Annotated in this window: 15 protein-coding genes and 1 tRNA gene; 9 read left to right on the top strand and 7 right to left on the bottom strand. The window is 58.2% G+C overall.

Annotated features, from left to right (window positions below):
- Positions 1–60: 60 nt before the first annotated feature.
- A tRNA-Thr gene (locus tag B7444_RS05120) sits at positions 61–136 on the bottom strand.
- A gap of 175 nt (positions 137–311) precedes the next feature.
- Between B7444_RS05120 and B7444_RS05115 the strand changes: the two genes are divergently transcribed.
- Entirely contained in the window at positions 312–500 is a 189-nt protein-coding gene (locus B7444_RS05115; RefSeq protein ID WP_007283184.1) for a hypothetical protein, read from the top strand.
- A 6-nt stretch (positions 501–506) separates the two neighbouring features.
- Here the strand turns inward: B7444_RS05115 and B7444_RS05110 are convergent, their stop codons facing one another.
- Together B7444_RS05110 and B7444_RS05105 are read right to left on the bottom strand one after the other, a co-directional pair.
- Positions 507–1733 carry a pyridoxal-phosphate-dependent aminotransferase family protein gene (locus B7444_RS05110; RefSeq protein ID WP_007283183.1) on the bottom strand — a complete coding sequence of 409 codons (1227 nt, stop codon included), beginning with the start codon at positions 1731–1733 and terminating at the stop codon, positions 507–509.
- Positions 1730–2965 (bottom strand): allantoate amidohydrolase, encoded by a 1236-nt coding sequence (locus B7444_RS05105; RefSeq protein WP_007283182.1) that lies wholly within the window; start codon positions 2963–2965, stop codon positions 1730–1732. Before B7444_RS05105 ends, B7444_RS05110 begins: the two co-directional genes overlap by 4 nt.
- 100 nt (positions 2966–3065) lie before the next feature.
- On the opposite strand from B7444_RS05105, the gene B7444_RS05100 reads away from it, so the two are divergent.
- Together B7444_RS05100 and B7444_RS05095 are read left to right on the top strand one after the other, a co-directional pair.
- On the top strand, positions 3066–3947 hold the full coding sequence (locus B7444_RS05100) for a LysR family transcriptional regulator (RefSeq protein ID WP_007283181.1): 882 nt from the start codon (positions 3066–3068) through the stop codon (positions 3945–3947).
- A gap of 38 nt (positions 3948–3985) precedes the next feature.
- Positions 3986–5551 carry a gamma-glutamyltransferase family protein gene (locus tag B7444_RS05095; protein WP_007283180.1) on the top strand — a complete coding sequence of 522 codons (1566 nt, stop codon included), beginning with the start codon at positions 3986–3988 and terminating at the stop codon, positions 5549–5551.
- A gap of 41 nt (positions 5552–5592) precedes the next feature.
- On the opposite strand, the gene B7444_RS05090 is transcribed toward B7444_RS05095, so the two are convergent.
- Genes B7444_RS05090 through B7444_RS05075 form a run of 4 tightly spaced genes read right to left on the bottom strand, consistent with a single transcriptional unit; the run spans position 5593 to position 8298 of the window.
- Positions 5593–6927 (bottom strand): AtzE family amidohydrolase, encoded by a 1335-nt coding sequence (locus tag B7444_RS05090; protein ID WP_007283179.1) that lies wholly within the window; start codon positions 6925–6927, stop codon positions 5593–5595.
- Positions 6924–7103 (bottom strand): AtzG-like protein, encoded by a 180-nt coding sequence (locus B7444_RS05085; RefSeq protein ID WP_007283178.1) that lies wholly within the window; start codon positions 7101–7103, stop codon positions 6924–6926. Before B7444_RS05085 ends, B7444_RS05090 begins: the two co-directional genes overlap by 4 nt.
- Positions 7104–7133: 30 nt before the next feature.
- The gene (hpxZ, locus tag B7444_RS05080) at positions 7134–7517 is read right to left on the bottom strand and encodes an oxalurate catabolism protein HpxZ (RefSeq protein ID WP_007283177.1); all 384 of its coding nucleotides are present in this window, start codon (positions 7515–7517) and stop codon (positions 7134–7136) included.
- On the bottom strand, positions 7504–8298 hold the full coding sequence (locus tag B7444_RS05075; RefSeq protein WP_007283176.1) for a DeoR/GlpR family DNA-binding transcription regulator: 795 nt from the start codon (positions 8296–8298) through the stop codon (positions 7504–7506). Before B7444_RS05075 ends, hpxZ begins: the two co-directional genes overlap by 14 nt.
- A 154-nt stretch (positions 8299–8452) precedes the next feature.
- Here B7444_RS05075 and B7444_RS05070 point away from each other — a divergent pair, with 154 nt between their 5' ends.
- The 6 genes from B7444_RS05070 to B7444_RS05045 all read left to right on the top strand — a co-directional run bounded on the left by B7444_RS05070 (position 8453) and on the right by B7444_RS05045 (position 16651).
- Complete coding sequence (locus B7444_RS05070) at positions 8453–9433, top strand: N-acetylglucosamine kinase (protein ID WP_007283175.1); 981 nt, start codon at positions 8453–8455, stop codon at positions 9431–9433.
- An 11-nt stretch (positions 9434–9444) separates the two neighbouring features.
- On the top strand, positions 9445–10398 hold the full coding sequence (locus tag B7444_RS05065; protein WP_007283174.1) for an SIS domain-containing protein: 954 nt from the start codon (positions 9445–9447) through the stop codon (positions 10396–10398).
- A gap of 2 nt (positions 10399–10400) precedes the next feature.
- Entirely contained in the window at positions 10401–11687 is a 1287-nt protein-coding gene (locus B7444_RS05060) for a D-tagatose-bisphosphate aldolase, class II, non-catalytic subunit (RefSeq protein WP_007283173.1), read from the top strand.
- Positions 11684–12964, top strand: coding sequence for a glucose/galactose MFS transporter (gene gluP / locus B7444_RS05055; RefSeq protein WP_007283172.1), 1281 nt, complete (start codon positions 11684–11686; stop codon positions 12962–12964). Before B7444_RS05060 ends, gluP begins: the two co-directional genes overlap by 4 nt.
- A complete protein-coding gene (gene nagA / locus B7444_RS05050) occupies positions 12961–14070 on the top strand; it encodes an N-acetylglucosamine-6-phosphate deacetylase (protein ID WP_007283171.1) in 1110 nt (369 codons plus the stop codon). Before gluP ends, nagA begins: the two co-directional genes overlap by 4 nt.
- Positions 14071–14239: 169 nt before the next feature.
- Positions 14240–16651, top strand: a complete 2412-nt coding sequence (locus tag B7444_RS05045; protein ID WP_007283170.1) for a TonB-dependent receptor — start codon at positions 14240–14242, stop codon at positions 16649–16651.
- Positions 16652–16682: the final 31 nt, after the last annotated feature.

The following is a 16682-nucleotide window of genomic DNA, read 5'->3' as shown; positions in this document are numbered from 1 at the left end:
AGCCACTACAGCCTTTTTAAGGCTGTTACTTCAAAACTGAGTTTTGGGAAAATACCTCGATGGTGCCGGAGAAGAGATTCGAACTCCCGACCCCATCATTACGAATGACGTGCTCTACCAGCTGAGCTACACCGGCGCACCCATCGAGGTAGGCGCGTTCTAGCGGACGTTTTTTTTCTTGGCAAGCCCCGAAAAGGGAAAAATTGCCAACATTCCACGAAAACAGTGCGGCTATGCAGCACGATCAGGAGAACCCGTTCCGACACCCTGCGTAAACCTGAGAGAACAACGCCCTTTCAGGAGGCACTTTTATGCCACGCGGTGATAAATCGGCCTATACTGACAAGCAGAAGCGGCAGGCTCAGCATATCGAAGAGAGCTATGAAGAACGCGGCCTTTCGGAAAAAGAGGCCGAACGCCGCGCCTGGGCCACCGTCAACAAGGAGAGCGGTGGCGGGAAGAAAAATGGTTCAGGCCGAAAGAACCACCCTAAAAAATAACGAGTTTCAAGCAGCATCCCAAGCTGCACGAGCCGCATCAACGCCTGCTCCACGAGGCAGGTTAAAGCCCTCGCCGGCAAGAACGGCTTCGAATGCCGCGAGCGTGAGCAGAACCTTGTGCTTCTGCGCATTCACCCCCATGGCGCCGATCCGCCAGATCTTCCCGGTCAGAGGTCCGAAGGACGACACGATCTCGACTTCGAAGTCCTTGCGCATCAGTTCCCGAACGCGCGCATTGTCCACGCCTTCTGGTACCCAGACGCCCGTGACATTTGTCATGCGGATTGCATCGTCACCATAAACGCGCAGCCCCATCGCACGCAGACCGGCCACCATCGCGCGTCCCGCTCGCGTATGACGAGCCACCCGCGCATCCACACCTTCCTCGACCACAATCCGGGCCGCCTCGCGCGAAGCGTACAGCATCGAGGTGGCTTCAGTGTGATGGTTCATCCGGGCCGGAGACCAGTAGTTCATCAGCATCGCCAGATCGAAGTAGTTCGACTGGATGACAGGCCCCTCACCCTGCGGCTGGCCCGTAGCGATACCCGCTTCATCATGACGCCGACGCAGAATGGCTTCCACGGCACGATCAGACAGTGTGATCGGAGCTGAGCCCGGCGGTCCACCAAGGCATTTCTGCAATCCAGCCGTGGCGACGTCGATGTTCCAGGCATCCGTTTTGAATTCCATACCGCCAAGCGTTGCGGTCGCATCTACATAGAACAGCACGTTATGGCGACGACAGATGGCGCCAATTTCGGCCAGAGGCTGGGCTGTTGTCGTGGATGTATCGCCATGAACGGCGGCCACCAGACCAGGTTTGTGTTCAATGATCGCCGCTTCAACCGCGGCCGGATCGACAACCTGCCCCCATTCGACATCAATTGTGCAGGGAATACCGCCACAGCGATGAACGATCTCCGTCAGCAGCAGACCGAAGCGGCCAATCCGCGGAATCACAACTTTCATGCCCGGCGAAACCAGCGACACCAGAGCCGCCTCAATGGCGGAACGGGCCGAACCGTTGACCAGAAGCGTCCAATGGTTCTTCGTCTGGAAGACTTCCCGGTACAGCGCCATGGTCTCATCCATATACGCGGTCATTTCAGGGTCCATCTGCCCGATCACATCCGTCGCCATGGCACGCAGGATACGCGGATGAACATTGGCTGGCCCCGCCCCCATCAGCAGGCGGGATGGCGGATCAATCTGGGAGTAAATCGGGCTCATGACTGGAATTCCTTGACGAAAGCAAGCAGGGCACGGTGGGCGAGTTCAACATCCTCCACAAGCACCGTTTCATCCGGGTGATGGCTCAACCCACCCGGGCTGCGAATAAACAGCATACCCATGGGGCAAAAACCCGCCATAGCCATGCTGTCATGACCCGCGCCACTCAGAAGCTGGGGCGCCGGCTCACCCGTCACCTTCTCGATGGCGCGGGCAAAACGCGTGATAATTTCAGGCGAACAGGCGGACGCTGCAAGCTGCTGTGGTGTCGTGAATGACACTTCGAGTCCGCGACGCTCTGCAATCTGCCGAATATCGGACCGGATTTCTTCCGCCAGACGATCCCGGATCTCGTTGGACCCAGCCCGCATGTCCAGCGAGAACCACACATCTCCCGGAATAACGTTGGAGGTATTGGGCGTGACGTCCATCTGCCCGACCGTCGCGACCTGATTGCCAGTTCCAGCAGCACCGCGCTTTTCAACTGCCAGAATCATCTCGGCAGCGGCCGCCAGAGCGTCCCGGCGCAACAGCATCGGTGTCGTACCGGCATGATCCGCCTGCCCTTTGACGATCACGCGCTGCCGGGTCTGGGCGGCGATAGCCGTCACGACACCCAGCGGCCTGTCAGCAGCTTCAAGGCAAGGGCCCTGCTCGATATGCGGCTCGATAAAAGCCAGAATGTCTTCCGGCCGACGCGCGGCATCCCTGAGCCGAGCCGGATCGAGGCCATACGACACCATGGCCTCTGCAACAGTCATGCCCTGGGCATCCGTCACACCCTGTGGCACGGCGTGGATAAGACCCGTCATGGTGCGCGAACAGATCATGGGAACGGGGAAACGGGATCCTTCTTCATCCCCGAACCCAATGACTTCAATCGGGAACGGCAGGCGCACATCGTTTTCATTCAGTGCGGATACCAGTTCGATTCCGAGCATGACGCCCAGATTGCCGTCAAAAGCGCCCCCGTTCCGGACGGTGTCCAGATGGGAACCAATGACGAGTACCGGAGATGCCGGATTCGTCCCTTCATAACGACCGATCAGATTTCCGACCGCATCCAGCCGGACGACCATCCCCGCCTCTTCCATCCAGATCTGGACCTGAGCGAGCGTATGTCGATAGGATGTTCCGAGCCAGTAACGGAAAAGCTGACCAGCCGTCTCGCTGAAAGGGGGTTCAACAAGGGTGCGGCACCGTTGAACGGCGCGGGCTCCATGGACTGTCATTCTGTCTCCGCCAGAAGGAAATCGTATTTATGCAAATTCTGCGCTCATAACGGCATCAGATCAAGTTGACCGCGTGATAAAACTGCCCTCACATATTCGCATGAAAGATCAAACACATCTTGATCCCATGCATCTGCGCTCGTTTCTGGCGGTCGCGGAAACCCTGCACTTCACGTCTGCGGCCCAAACGCTTGGGGTCAGTCAGTCCACCATCAGTCAGCATGTCAGCCGGCTTGAGGAGCAGCTTGGAACGCGCCTGCTCGCCCGCAGCACCAAGGCCGTCAAGCTGACGGGCGACGGTACGGCTCTTGTCTCTCTGGGTCAGCGGCTGTTGCAGGTTGAGAGCAGCCTGTTTGCCTATTTCCGGGAAGGCGTCCCGCGCGGCACCATTCGACTGGGTGTAACGGAAGACCTGCTCCTAACGCGCTTTCCTGAAATTCTCGGCACGTTTCGCGCGGCCCATCCATCCCTTCAGATCACCATGACCGTAGGTCTCAGCGCGTCCCTGACCCGGCTGCTGGAGAATGACGAAATCGACCTGCTCTGCGGTATGCGCCGATCCTCCGAAACGCATGGCCAGAAACTGTGGACGGAAGAGCTGAAATGGTTCGGGCCGGAAGAGATCCTGCCCGAGGAAGGCGCGTCTCTCCCACTGGTGACCTTCCCTGAAGGTAGCGTCACGAGGCGCCTTGCCATTGAAGCCCTTAATCGTGCTGGGCAGTCCTGGCACATCGCCTTCACCAGCAGCAATCTGAGCGCCATTCTTGCTGCGGTTCGCGCCGGCTATGGCATCACCGCCCAGCCCAGCTTCCTCAGCGAAACCGATGGCCTGGCTGTCTGTCAGTCCGCAAATCTGCCCACTATTCCAGACGTCGATTTCATTGCAGCGACGCGCCATCAGACGGCCCAGGGGCCGGAAGATCTCCTGATCCGAACGCTGTGTGATCATATTTCCCGCCTTCGCCCCATCCCTCTTTCGTGACGGTACCTTCCATGCAGACACCCAATTCTCTCCGTGGGATGGTCACATCCCCTCACCATCTGGCCAGTCAGGCAGGGCTTGATGTTCTGAAAGATGGGGGCACAGCCATTGAAGCTGTCGTGGCGACCGCCGCCGCTCTGGCCGCCGTCTATCCACACATGACCGGTCTTGGCGGGGACGGATTCTGGCTGATTTCATACCCGGACGGGAAGACGATCGCGATTGATGCCTGTGGCAGGCTTGCCCGCAATGCAACGCTCGACCTGTATGCACAGGCTGGTCACAGCGTCATTCCCTGGCGCGGTGGTCTGGCGGCCAATACCGTTGCGGGAACTGTTTCCGGCTGGGAAGCCGCACTGAAGGAAAGCGCAGGCCATCAACCCAACCTGCCCCTTGAGCGGCTTCTGCGCGATGCCATTCACTATGCCAGTACCGGGCGTGTGGTTTCCGAGAGCGAAGCGGCCCTCCTCAAAGCAAAGCAGGCCGAACTGTCAGGTGATCCAACCTTCCGGGCAACTTGCCTTCCCGGCGATGCGCCATGGGAAGAAGGAAGTATTCAAACGTCTCCTTTCCTTGCAGCAACTCTCCGTAGCCTCGCGCAGAATGGATTGCGGAGCTTTTACGAAGGCGATCTGGCGAAAGGAATGGCTGCCGACCTGGAAATCGCTGGCAGTCCTTTGCGACTTGAAGACTTCCTGACCCATAAGGCCGAAGTTAAAGCGCCTCTGGAAGTTCAGACTTCCCTGGGCACACTTTATAATATGGCGCCTCCCACACAGGGCGCTGCGTCCCTGCTGATTCTGGCACTGGAAGATCGCCTCCCTCAAAGTGAGGGGCCGGAAACTTTCGAGCATCTGCATGGATTGATCGAAGCCACCAAGCAGGCTTTCCGCTATCGCAATCGGGAGATTGACGGCCGTTCTACCGCTGAAGCCGACATTCGCGCCCTTCTGGCAGATCAGAACGCTTTAGATGACATGGCTACCCGCATTTCCATGACGGAAGCCTTCCCCTGGACCGAAGAAACCCAGTGGGGCGATACAACATGGATGGGCGCGATTGACAGCAATGGCGTTGCGGTCAGCATGATCCAGAGCCTGTATTTTGAGTTCGGTTCCGGTGTGATGCTCCCGCAGAGTGGTCTGTTCTGGCAAAATCGCGGTTCGTCTTTCCGTCTCAAACCATCGGGCTGGAACTGCCTGCTTCCGGGCGCCAAACCCTTCCATACCCTAAACCCGGCTGCCGCTCGCCTGAATGACGGACGGACAATGGTCTATGGAACAATGGGCGGCGAAGGGCAGCCCCAGACACAGGCTGCGATCTTCAGTCGATACGCACGGTATGGCGTTCCATTACAGGAGGCCATCTGCCGCCCACGCTGGCTGCTGGGCCGGACATGGGGGGAGGAAAGCACGTCCCTGAAGCTGGAACCGGGCTTCGCGCCTAAGGTGGTGCAGGCACTTCATCAGGCCGGGCATGTCATTGAGGAGCTTCCGACCCTGTCCTCTGTTATGGGACACGCTGGCGCGATCGTCCGTCACAGCAACGGACGTTTTGAAGGCGCGACAGACCCGAGAAGCGATGGGGCTGTCGCAGCCTGGTAAGACGGACAAGAGGGCCGATTTAGAACGGCCCTCTTTTACATTCAGACCAGACGGGCGACGGCGGTACCGTCACGCTCAAGGGATTCACCCAGAGCCAGCAGCAGATCTTCCCGACCTGGCCGCGCAATCAGTTGCGCGCCCAGAGGAAGCCCTGCCGTTTTCATAGGGACCGTCAGAACCGGGAAACCGGCCAGCGTGAGCGGCTGTGTATAAAGCCCAAGATTGGCGCGCGCTGACACCATCTTGCCACCGACTTCAATCAGGGGCTGATCAAAACGCGGCGCCTCACCCACAACGGCTGGAGCCAATAGAATATCAGCGTCCGCAAAGGCTTCATGCATCCGGGCACGGAACCAGTTCCGCAGACGATGAGCCTGAAAAATCAGTGATGCGGGCAAAAGCGCACCTGCCAGCAGACGATCACGAACAGCCGGATCATAATCCTGCGCCTGCGTCCGTAACCGATGCAGATGAAGGGCAGCACCTTCAGATGCACTGATGACGAATGCCGATGCCCGCGCGCGCGCCACTTCCGGCAGCTCGACTGTTTGTGTTGCGCCCAGACGCGCGCCCAGTGCACTCACAGCATCCGCCATCGGTGCAGACATGTTCTCCGCGAACCATCCGCCCAGACGGGCCACTTTCAGTGCCCCGACATCAACAGGAGCGTTTTCGGTCTGAACCAGTGCTTCGAAACAGGCGCGCAGACCACCCGCACTGTCAGCAAACGGGCCAACAGTGTCGAGGCTGGCAACAAACGGATAACTCCCTTCAATAGGAAGCCGTCCCTGTGTCGCACGGAGTCCCCAGATGCCGCACAGCGAAGCCGGAACACGAATGGACCCGTTCGTGTCAGACCCCAGACCCAGCGAAAAGAGACGTGCCGCCACACCAGCGGCGGACCCACCCGAAGATCCACCCGCCAGATGATCCGGCGCGTGGGGGTTACGCGTGACACCGTGATGGGCGTTGTCCGTTGCAAAGCCGTAGGCGAACTCATCCATGTTCGTCAGCGCAACAGGAATGGCGCCCGCATCAATCAGGCGGGCGACAAGAGCAGCATCCCGCGTGGCAGGCGGATCATTGGCCAGAACCTTCGAGCCTGCCGTTGTCACCTGACCGGCCACATCGAACAGATCCTTGATCCCGAACGGCACACCCGCCAGAACCCCCGGATCACGACCTTTCGCAACAGCAGCATCCACCGCAGCAGCCGCAGCCAAGGCACGATCCGTCAACGGCCGTGTGACACAGTTCAGGCTGTCATCGCGCTGGGCAATATCCGCAAAGACCGCTTTGGTGACTTCAACCGCGGAAAGTTCGCCACCGCGAACCTTTGCCGCAATATCCAGCGTCCGGAACTGCAAACCGCTCATGGTTCGTACTCGAAGGCTGGCTCAAGCCGATCGGACAGTTCCATGCCTTCAATCAGTGTCGCGTAAGACCGCAGAAGGTCGAGGTTCATACGCACACCCTCATGAAACTCAGCAGGAATCACAAGCCTGTTGGCGGCCACGAGAATCTTGATTTCGGTGTCTTCTGACAGGCTCATGACGTCACTTTCACTCCTTCAGAGGCAAATTCAGGATATGTCTGCCATCAGGGAAACATGTGCAGCGAGAATCTTCCAGCCATTCTCCGTACGAAACCATGTCTGGCTCTGACGGCCGATTTTCGTGCCGCCCTTGCGCCGGAACTCCAGATCCACAACAGCCGCATCCTGCCCGATCGTCGTAATCACACGCCGCAGAACATCCCGTGGGGGCGAGCCGCCGGGCCGCTTCTTCCGGAACTCCCGAATTTCCTCGATGCCGTACAAATTCTCGCCAACACCGTAACGAACGGTCTCCGACCCCGCATAAAAGAGATCATCCAGCGTCTGGAGATCATTTTCCCCCAGTGCCTTCTCGTAAAGATCAGCCAGAGGTTCGACTTCCGCCACGATATGCGGATCATTCAGAGTCATCGCTGTTTCCTTCTGCATACCCCGCGAGAACAAGCTTGTGCCCACGCTCCCGCAAAGCCTGAACCTGCGCCGGGTCCAGTTCCGTATCCGTAAAGACACAGGACACCTGATCCAGATGCCCTACCTTGTAAGTCGAACGACGCCCGAACTTCATGCTGTCCACAAGAAGAAAGCACTCTTCCGTACGCCGCATCATGGCGGCGTTCAGGCTGGCTTCCTCACCGTCCGGGGTTGAAATCGTATTATCAGGCTGTACGGCACTGGCCCCAAGGAAAACCTGATCAAACCAAAGGTTTTCAATGGCCTGCTCCGCCAGAATGCCCACAAGACTGCGGTTGGCATGACGCAGCCGACCGCCCAGAAGGATCATTTCGACTCCTTCCACGCCGCTCAGGGCTTCTGACACCGTGATGTTATTGGAGAAAACCGTCAGGGGCATCGGATCAATACGCAGACGCCGGGCGAGCTGCAACACAGTCGTTCCAGCATCGAAAAAGACAGCAGAACCGCGTTTCAGACAGGAGAACGCCTCATCCGCAATAGCGCGCTTGTGGTCCAGAGCCTGATTTTCACGGGTTTCAAACGCCACTTCACGATCAACGGACTCGGCAAGGGAGGCCCCGCCATGCGTCCGGATAACGATCCCCTGCTCTTCCAGCCGCTGAAGATCACGCCTGATCGTTGCAAGCGATGCATCGACCTGTTCAGCCAGTTCGTGAACGCCAGTCATGCCGTTCAGGTAAAGATAGTGACGGATCTGCGTCAGACGGTCGGAAGCCAAGGTCGCTCTCCCCCTGTGGGCTATGACGCAGCCACTCTAGTCACGCTCAGACTTTTTGGGAAGCACGCATGAAATGATCGAAATTGGAACGTTTCGATCACAAAGATGACTTGACATGACCGCGTCGCGACCGGTCATATCGGAACAGGATCAAATGACCCCGGAAAGTTTTGTCGTGACTGAACCCTGTATCGCAGCGATTGACGGTGGCGGCAGCAAGACTCTTCTTGTGGTGCTCAGAGCCGACGGGACGATCGCCGACATTCAGCAGACCGGCGGTACAAATCCGTTCGATCAACCGCTCTGGCGCGAACGTCTGACAGGCCTCCTAAAAACACTTTCTCCCTCAACGCAGGCCGTTGGTCTCGGGCTGGCAGGCTACGGTGAGAGTGCAACGCTCTGCGCCCGGCAGGAAGACGCCGTTTCGGAAAGCCTTGGTCAGATTCCCTATTCTCTGACAAACGACGTGGATATGGCCTGTTCCGCCGCTTTCGCTGGCGAACCCGGCGTTCTTGTGCTGTCCGGGACGGGTTCCATGGCCTGGGCCTCGGATGGGCGAGGTCAACACTGCCGCGTCGGCGGATGGGGAAGCCTGTTTGGCGATGAGGGCAGCGCTTACCAGATCGGCCGCGATGCTCTCACGCTCCTGACCCATATTCTGGATGGACGGAACTCGCAGGACGTCGCCTTTCTGGAGCCATTCAGCCAGGCCATGGGTCTGCCTTCCGACCCCAGGCTCTGCACGCCTGCCCTTCTTGAATGGTACGGCAATCTGGAACACCCCCGCTCCGCCGTTGCCGCTCTGGCACGCCATGTCTCCACGCTGGCTGAAAACGGATGCCCCCCCGCTGCAACCCTGCTTGAGGCTGCCGCGACCGAGCTGGCTACCCATATCCGAGCTGCGCGCAGTCAAATGCCGGGCGTAGACCTCCCTTGGAGCTACGCGGGCGGCACGCTTCAAAGTCCGTTCCTGCGCAACGCCATCGCGGCGCAGTGCGGTGCACCAGTTTCTCCCCTTCTGCCCCCCATCGGCGGCGGCCTCATGACTGCGGCGCGTCAAGCTGGATGGGCGCCTGACGCGTCCTGGATCACATCTCTTTCCCGCACGCTTGCCGCTGCGGAATATGGCTCCTGAAAGGCTCTCTCATGAATGCTACCGAACGCGGTATCCGCGAACAGTTTCCCCTCTGGAACAAGGTGGACATGCAGGATGTTCATCCGGACCCGGAAACCGTGACGGTTGTCGTCGGCTGTGGCACGTCCGTCCATATCGCAGACTCCATTGCTGCCAGCCTGAACGCCAACGGCGTGTTCTCCCGTGCGGTCGCGGGCAATGAATGGACGCGCCGCCCGCAGGATTATGTACCTTCACGCATCCGTCCGAACATTCTGGCGCTCTCCCGAAGCGGCGAATCCACCGAGACCGTTGCGGCTGCCATCGAGAGCCGCAAGAACGGGCTGCACGTCACGGCCTTCACCTGTGCGAAAGACACAGGTCTCGAAAAAAACGCGGACGAGACCGTTCTGGCTGAAACCCATCCGGAAGAAGGTATCGTCATGACGGCATCGGCCAGTCTGATGCTCCTGATGGGCCTGCGTTATGCGGGGATTGCCGTCACGCCCGAAACGACGAAGGCGGCTGAGGAACTCCTTAACGAGGCGGACCCGCAGCTCAAGGCCCTGATCGAAAGCCGGTCCCATTTCGTATTCCTGGGCGCTGGTGCGCTTTATGGCGTCGCGCGTGAAGGCTCCCTGAAGCTTCAGGAAATGAGCCTGAGCCAGACGGAAGCACATCATCCGCTGGAATACCGCCACGGCCCGATCAGCCTGATTGATGACAGCTCCCTCGTCGTCTTCCTGTACCACCCGGACACGCTGGAAGAAGAAAGCATTCTTGCGAAGGATCTGATGGCCAAGGGCGCACGCGTTCTGGGTATTGGTGGCCCCGGCACGGTCTCGCTCTCCGTTAAGGAAGGCGCAGATGTTCGTCCGCTGGTCGTTCTGCCCGTGCTTCAGCTTTTCGGTGAATATGTCGCCCGCTCCAAAGGACTGGATACCCTGGCACCGCGTCATCTCACCAAAGTCGTGACGATCGCCTGATCATGAGCATTTCCCCCTTCCTGAACCTCGTCAAACAGGCCCATGACCCAGCCGTTCCGGCAGCACAACGCAAGGGTCTGGCCTCCGTCTGTTCCGCGCATCCACTCGTGCTGGAAGCCGCATTGCAGCGCGCGGCCAGAACTGGCCGGCCCGTCCTGATTGAGGCGACCTGCAATCAGGTCAATCAGGACGGGGGTTATACCGGCATGACCCCGGCAGATTTCCGGGATCTTGTTCTTGGGATTGCCGCGAAGGTCGGCTGCCCGGCGCATCTTGTTCTCTTGGGCGGCGACCATCTTGGCCCCAATCCGTGGAAATCCCTGCCCCCGCAGGAAGCCATGGACAAGGCTCTGACCATGATTGAAGCCTTTGCAAAAGCAGGCTTCGTCAAACTGCATCTCGATGCCAGCATGGGCTGCGCGGGCGAACCGGTTGCGCTCTCCGATGAAACCGTTGCCGAACGCGCCTGCGCCCTTGCGCAGCGTGCTGAAAGCGCGGCTCCCGGTCAGGCCGTCTATATCATCGGAACAGAAGTGCCGGTTCCGGGTGGTGCGGCCGAAGCTCTGGACCATCTGGAGCCGACCTCTCCGGAAGCTGCCACCGCGACACTTCAGGTTCACGAAACGCTGTTCCGCCGCGTTCTGGGCGATGACGTCTGGAGCCGTGTGATCGGGCTCGTCGTTCAGCCGGGCGTGGAGTTCGGCGTGGAAGACGTCGTGATTTATGACCGACCACGCGCGCAGTCCCTTTCGAGGACACTTGACCGGATGCCAGGTCAGATCTTCGAAGCCCATTCGACCGATTATCAGCCTCTTTCAGCCTTACGCGCCCTTGTGGAAGACGGCTTTCTGCTTCTGAAAGTCGGCCCCGGCCTGACCTTTGCCCTGCGTGAAGCCCTGTATGGGCTGGACAGCATCCGCTCCGTCCTTCTGCCGCAGCAGGAAAGCCTGCGAATGGTCATGGAACGGATCATGACGCAGCAACCCGCGCAGTGGCGTGGCCATTACGAAGGCACGGAGAGCAAGCTCGCCATTCTCCGTCACTATGCCTATAGCGACCGCATCCGCTATTACTGGCCTCAGCCTGATGCGGAAGCTGCTGTTGAAACGCTTCTGCGCCAGCTTGAGGAAACAGGGCTGCCAGATCCCCTTCTGAGCCAGTTCCTGCCTGTGCAGTACGAAAAAATCCGCGACGGGCTGCTTCCACGGCATCCGCGCGACATCATTCTTTCCGCAATCGACACAGTTCTTGGCCTGTACGATCAGGCCTGTGGAGCCGAAGTGACATGAACCGTTCCCCGGACAGCCTGACTGGCTCATACGGCCTTGGTCCACTTGGTGTTGCCGCCGCCATCTTCTTCATGATGGGTTTTGTGACCTGGCTGAACGGGCCGCTGATCTCGTTTGTCCGGGTTGCGTTCTCACTGGGAGACGTCAGCGCCTTTCTGGTGCCTCTGGTTTTCTACCTGTCGTATTTCCTGTTCTCCATTCCCGCATCGTTCGTCGCCCGCTCACTGGGTTTGCGCCGTGGCCTGTCTGGAGCGCTCGTTCTATGTGCGGCAGGCGTGGCGCTCTTCGGGCAATTCGTCTCCATGCGCATTTATGGTGGCGCACTAGCAGGGCTTCTGGTGCTGGGTTCAGGCCTTGCACTGATGCAGGTCGTCATCAACCCACTGGTCAGCCTGCTTGGCCCGTCCGAACGGGCCGCCCAGCGCATCGCCATCATGGGTGTCTGCAATAAATTCGCCGGTATTCTGGCACCGATTGTGCTGGCCACAGTCGTCATGGGCGATATCGGAAATGTTGCGGAGAAAGCGCAGCTTGCTGCAACGCCAGAGGCACGGGACGCCATTCTAAGCAGCTTTGTACACGCCATTTATGCGCCGTATATGAGCATGGCTGTCGTTCTTCTGGTCGCTGCCGTGGGCGTGATCTTTTTCCCTTTGCCGGAACTTCAGGCCCCGCCGCTCCCAAGTGTGAGCGGAAGTACAGATAAGATCTTCCGGCCGCATCTCGTCTTCGGCATTGCAGCCATGTTCATTTATGTCGGCATCGAGGTTATGGCGGGCGACGCCATCGGAACATACGGGCAGGGCTTTGGCCTTCCCCTAAGCGAGACCAAATTCTTCACCTCCCTGACCCTCGCTGGAATGCTGGCGGGTTATGTGGCCGGGTTCGTCGTCGTCCCACGCATCATCACGCAGGAGCGCTTTCTTGAGTTCTCCTGCATTGGCGGCTGTATCCTGACCATTGCGGCCTTCCTGACACACGGTTATGCCTCAGTACTTTGCGTTGCTCTGCTGGGCGCCACAAACGCCATGATCATGCCCACGATCTTCCCGATTGCCATTCGAGGCGCTGGCCCTTGGACCCCACTGGCTTCCGCACTGATTGTCATGGCGTATAGCGGCGGTGCGATCATTCCGCAGATCTATGTCCTGCTAAAGCCTTATGTCGGCTTTCAGGCGATGTTTGCACTCCTCGTGCTGCCGTCCTATCTCGCAGTTCTTTTCTACGCCCGCCGCTACGGACAGACGGGCCTCCTGCCACTGGATCAGAAAAAATGACCTCTCATCTCGATGGTAACCTCGTTCTCCGTGATCGCATTGTTCCGGGACGTGTCACCTTCGACAGCCATATCCGTGATCTGGAGCCTCTGAAAAACGCCGGGAAGCGCTACATTCTTCCCGGCTTTATTGATGGGCATGTCCATGGCGGCGGCGGCGCTGACACCATGGATGGGGTTGAGGCAATCAAAACGCTGGCCCGCTTTCACATGGCGCATGGCACGACCACTATTCTGCCAACGACCATCACCGCGCCCTGGAGTGAAGTGATGGCCGCCCTGAAGGCGGTGGCAGAAGTCTGCAAAAACGGCGTCGAGAACGGTCCGCGCATTCATGGGGCACATCTGGAAGGGCCCTTTGTCAGCCCCCACAAGCTGGGTGCACAACCCCCATTCGCAATCCCTCCTTCCCCAGACAAGGTTCAGGACGCCATTGCAACGGGATGTGTTCGTGTCGTCACGCTAGCGCCAGAACTTGAGCATGCCGAAACCGCAATGCGCAGTTTCGCTCAGGCTGATGTGCGCGTCAGTCTCGGTCACACGACAACGGACCATGATGGGGCCGAGCGCGCCATCTGTCTGGTCTGCAGCGCTGGCGGCACCATTGGTGCGACACATCTCTTCAACGCCATGTCTCCCATCGAGGGGCGGAAACCCGGTCCTGTCACGGCACTGATGTGCAGCGATACGGCATATGCCGAAATGATTTTCGATACACATCATGTTCATCCAGCCAGTTTCCGCCTGACGTCACGCGTGATGGGAGATCGCCTTCTGTTCGTGACCGACGCCATGCGTGGCACGGGGGAACCCGAAGGGCCAAGCAGTCTTGGTGGGCAGGATGTCCTGATTCAGGATGGCGTTGTCCGTCTCCCGGGTGGCTCTCTGGCAGGTAGTGTGCTCACACTCGATCAGGCTTTGCGCAATGCCGTTCAGGCTGGGAAATCACTCCCCGAAGCAGCAAAACTCGTCAGCACGAATGCCGCGGCCTATCTGGGCTTCCATGATCGAGGCGCGATTTCTCCAGATCTTCTGGCAGATTTCACCGTTCTGGATGAAAATCTATGCGTTTCTGAAGTCTGGGTTGGAGGACGGAGAAATCTGTAAATCAACCTGGACGAACTCAGAAGGCGAGAGATAAAATCATTACAGATCATGAAAAAGACCGAATCTGATCGTTTTTGATTGACAACAATTTGATTGGCTTCATAGGCTGCACTTTGTTCCGCAACCGTCATGGGATCGCGGTAGTAGCCCCAGACCTGATGAGCCACCGATGATTAAAAACAGATTCCGGATCGCCCTTCTGTGTTCCACCGTCAGTGTGTATGGCCTTGGGGATCATGCAGAAGCACGCAAAAGCTCGCCTGCTGCCTCCCATACGGCACCGGCATCCTCGCCGGGGAATGGGCACAAAGCTCCCGTTCACCAGAGGCAGCGCGACCTTGAAGCGCATAGTGACGAGAGCGTCCGCGTCACAGCTTCCAACTTTGGTGGAGGCGTCAGCAATACCACGCCCGGCGGCGGCCTGATGCCGGTGCAGACCGCCCCGCGCTCACAAAGCGGTATCACACGGGATTTCATTGCAAAAATGAGCCCGACATCAAACGTTCAGGCCCTCATCAGCAACCTGCCGGGTGTTGTCACCGCCAGCCAGGACCCGATTGGTGTGACGGGTGATCAGCTCACGATTCGTGGCATGAACCAGATGCAGATTGGGTATGTTTTTGAAGGCGTGCCCATCGCCGACCCAATCCGTTACGCCCCCTACACCAGCACTGTCGTGGACACGGAAAACCTTGGCAGCGTCACGGTATCGCAAGGCTCGCCGGATATAACGGCGCCGCTTTACAATGCGGTTGGCGGCCAGATTACCATGTCCGAGGTTAATCCTTCCCACAAGATGGGCGGTTATCTCTCCCTGACAGGCGGCACACACAGCACGAACAAGGAATTCCTCCGCTTTGAGACAGGAGATATCGGCAATACCGGCATCCGTGGTTTCCTGTCCTATTCCCATTCTTCATGGAACAACTGGCGTGGAATGGGCGGCGGCGTCCGTCATCACACAGATGAAAAGTTCATCAAGGAATGGGGCGAAGGGAATTCCGTTTCTGCGCTGTTCAGCTACAACTGGATGGAATCCAATTCTTATCGGCGCCCGTCTCTTGCGGCCTGGTCCCAGTATGGTCGTAGCTATAACTACCCTGGGACTTACACCGTGGGGACGGCTGGGTACTACGACCTGAACAAAGGTCGCAACAATGCCATGACCATTGCCGCGCCCGCACATTTCACATTGCGCCATGACCTGCATCTGAATGTAACGCCGTACTACATGCACATGTTCGGACCTTCCGTTTGGGGCCAGAATGTCAGCAGTGCGAATAGCTATTTCGGTACTGGTCCGGCAGGAAATCTCAACCTTTCCAACCTGACAGCCTCCGGCGATGCGACCACTCAGGCCGTTGATCCATGGAACCAGAAAACCTCCGGAATCAATGCTGCTCTGGAGTGGACGAAAGGCAGCAACACTCTGACATTCGGCTATTGGTACTCCTACACGCAGCACGAAGAACTGGCGACGTTTTCACCCGTCGATACCAGCGGCAATCCGGTTGCAGCCTATGGCCATGATCCTATTCGTGTGGCGGACGGAAGCATTCTCACGCCCTATGACCTGAACTTCAAACAGCAGTCCAACACCCTGTACCTGGTCGATACCCTGAAACTGCTTCATGACCGCCTGAGCCTGACCGCCGGCTTCAAGACGACCATGCTGTCACGGCAGGGGACCAATCTTGTTCCTGGTGCGGATCCGTACAAAAACGCCAAGAACTATTTCGCGCCCATGCCACAGTTCTACGCGTCTTATAAGCTGAGCGACCACGATCAGGTTTACATCAACGGCACAACCGCTTTCCGCGCGCCGGGATCAGTGCAGGTCTATTCGCAGATCTTCGACCCTTCTTCGCCTGTCGCCGTACAGCAGCCTGGAAACCTGAAGCCTGAATATTCGATTGGTGAAGAAATCGGATATCGCCACCACGGTTTCTACAATTTTGCCGTCTCAGCCTTCAATTATAACCTGACCAACCATCAGGTCACATCATACGGCTACGTTGCGGGCACAAATAACCTCATCGCTCAGCCCATGAATGTCGGCGGACAGACAATCCGTGGTGTTCAGGCAGAGCTTGGTCTCGGAAACTGGCATCATTTCAGCCCTTATTTTTCCGGTCAGTACCTGCACGCTACGACGGATAACAATTTCAACGCGGGCTCCGACTATCTTCCGACCAAAGGGAAGAAGGCCGTTCAAACGCCTAAATTCAGTGGCTCCATCGGGCTACGTTATGACGATGGCCACATCTTTGGTAACTTCAGCATGGTTTATGTAGACAGCCAGTACACGACCTTCATGAACGACGAAGCGATGCATTCCTACATCACGTCCAACATGACGCTTGGCTACCGCATGGAGAAAATTGGCGCGCTGAAGCACCCGACCCTTCAGTTGAACCTGATCAATCTGGCAGACAACAACTACCTGTCCTCCCCTTCCAGTGCCACCGGCAATGCGAAGGCGACCAAGGGTATTTATGGAAACACTGTCGCAGGCAGCAGCCCTATCTATATCGTGGGCGGGGGGTTTGCAGCCATGGTCTCCGTTTCTACAGGTTTCTGAACTTTTTCCTGCTCTCTGGCGTCATATCCGT

Source organism: Gluconobacter thailandicus F149-1 = NBRC 100600, assembly GCF_000964465.1.
GTDB classification, from domain to species: Bacteria; Pseudomonadota; Alphaproteobacteria; order Acetobacterales; family Acetobacteraceae; genus Gluconobacter; species Gluconobacter thailandicus.
This window is presented reverse-complemented; position numbering and strand designations above follow the sequence as displayed.